Source organism: Hominiventricola filiformis (genome assembly GCF_020686965.1).
Classification (GTDB): domain Bacteria; phylum Bacillota; class Clostridia; order Lachnospirales; family Lachnospiraceae; genus Hominiventricola; species Hominiventricola filiformis.
On the sequence record NZ_JAJEPS010000053.1, the window covers coordinates 1 to 1,373 of the forward strand.

Sequence of the window (1,373 nt, forward strand, 5' to 3'; positions counted from 1 at the left end):
TGATGTTGTATAAATAAAGTTGACACCTTATTCTCAAGGAATTCATGTATAATAAAAGAGAATAAGGAGGAACTCTCAATGTCACGAACCCAACGTAAATACGACCAGGAATATAAGATCCAGGCTGTCAAACTTGCCAAAGAAATCGGCGGTGCTAAGGCAGCCAAAGAATTAGGTATCCCAGAAGGAACCATCCACACATGGCTGAAAGCAGTTAGAGCAGGCACATTGGATATTGGCGACGGTGCACATACTCCGGAAAGCGCGATGAGTCTTGCTGAGGAGCTTGCCATGCTCCGCAAACGCGTTAAAGATCAGGACAAAGAAATCCGGCGTCTGAAAGAGGAAAATGAATTTCTCGAGGAAGCAAGCGCTTTTTTCGCAGCCAGCCGTCGGAAGTCAGCAAGAACCAAAGAATGATGTTCATTGCCATAAAAACGAAAGACGGCGTGATTAAGGGAAAACTCTCATTCTATTGCCGGATGCTTGGCGTCAGCCGCCAGGGTTTCTACAAATATCTTGCTATTAAAGATCGCCCTTGGAAATATCAGGATCTTGCTGATGCCATGAGAGTGATCCATGCTGAGGATGAATGCAATGATACCTATGGACGTATTCGCATGTACCAAGCACTGCTCCTTAAGAATCCGACGGGAATCAAGATCCCCAGTGAACGAACCGTTTACAGGGTTATGGATGAAATAGGACTTGTCCATCGGCCAAAGCGCAAGCCAAATGGCATTACCAAGGCTGATCGGGAAGCACGTAAGTCAGATGATCTTCTGAAGAGAGAGTTCAAGGCTGATAAGCCACTTGAAAAATGCGTAACTGATATCACAGAAATCAAGGCAAAAGATGGAAAACTGTATGTTTCAGCCATCTTCGACTGCTTTGATTCCAGCGTTCTGGGACTGGCAATGGAAACAAACATGAAGGCAACTCTGTGTGAGCATACACTGGATAATGCCTATCTGGCGCATCCTGATCTGCGAGGTGCCATTGTGCACTCCGACAGAGGAAGACAATATACCAGTGAAACCTACCGTCAGGCGCTTTCTAAATATGGCATTATACAAAGCATGAACAGTGATGGTGGCAGGTGCCACGATAATGCTCGATGTGAAAGCATGTGGGCCAGAATGAAAAGCGAGCTTCTCTATGACCGCTACAATACGGAAAGCCTGACCACGGATGAGCTGAGAGTTCTTATTTGGAGATATTTCATCAGTTACTGGAACAACAGGAGGATCTGCTCTGCCAACGGTGGGCTTCCTCCTATGATTAAGCGTCAGAGATACTACCAATCTCTGGGCCTGGCTGCATAGGAAATGATATCTTTGAGATAAATGTGTCAACCAATATTGACAATATCA

2 protein-coding genes are annotated in these 1,373 nt (G+C 45.4%); both read left to right on the plus strand.

Going from position 1 to position 1,373, the window contains the following annotated elements:
* The first annotated feature begins 78 nt into the window (after positions 1 to 78).
* A complete protein-coding gene (locus LKD36_RS17445) occupies positions 79 to 420 on the plus strand; it encodes a transposase (protein WP_006855988.1) in 342 nt (113 codons plus the stop codon).
* A complete protein-coding gene (locus LKD36_RS17450; protein ID WP_118489533.1) occupies positions 417 to 1,325 on the plus strand; it encodes an IS3 family transposase in 909 nt (302 codons plus the stop codon). The genes LKD36_RS17445 and LKD36_RS17450 overlap by 4 nt, the downstream gene beginning before the upstream one ends.
* Positions 1,326 to 1,373: the final 48 nt, after the last annotated feature.

Bases quoted from the DNA above. Each gene is read 5' to 3' on its own strand.
- LKD36_RS17445 (WP_006855988.1), top strand. From the start codon at position 79: ATGTCACGAACCCAACGTAAATACGACCAGGAATATAAGATCCAGGCT.
- LKD36_RS17450 (WP_118489533.1), top strand. From the start codon at position 417: ATGATGTTCATTGCCATAAAAACGAAAGACGGCGTGATTAAGGGAAAA.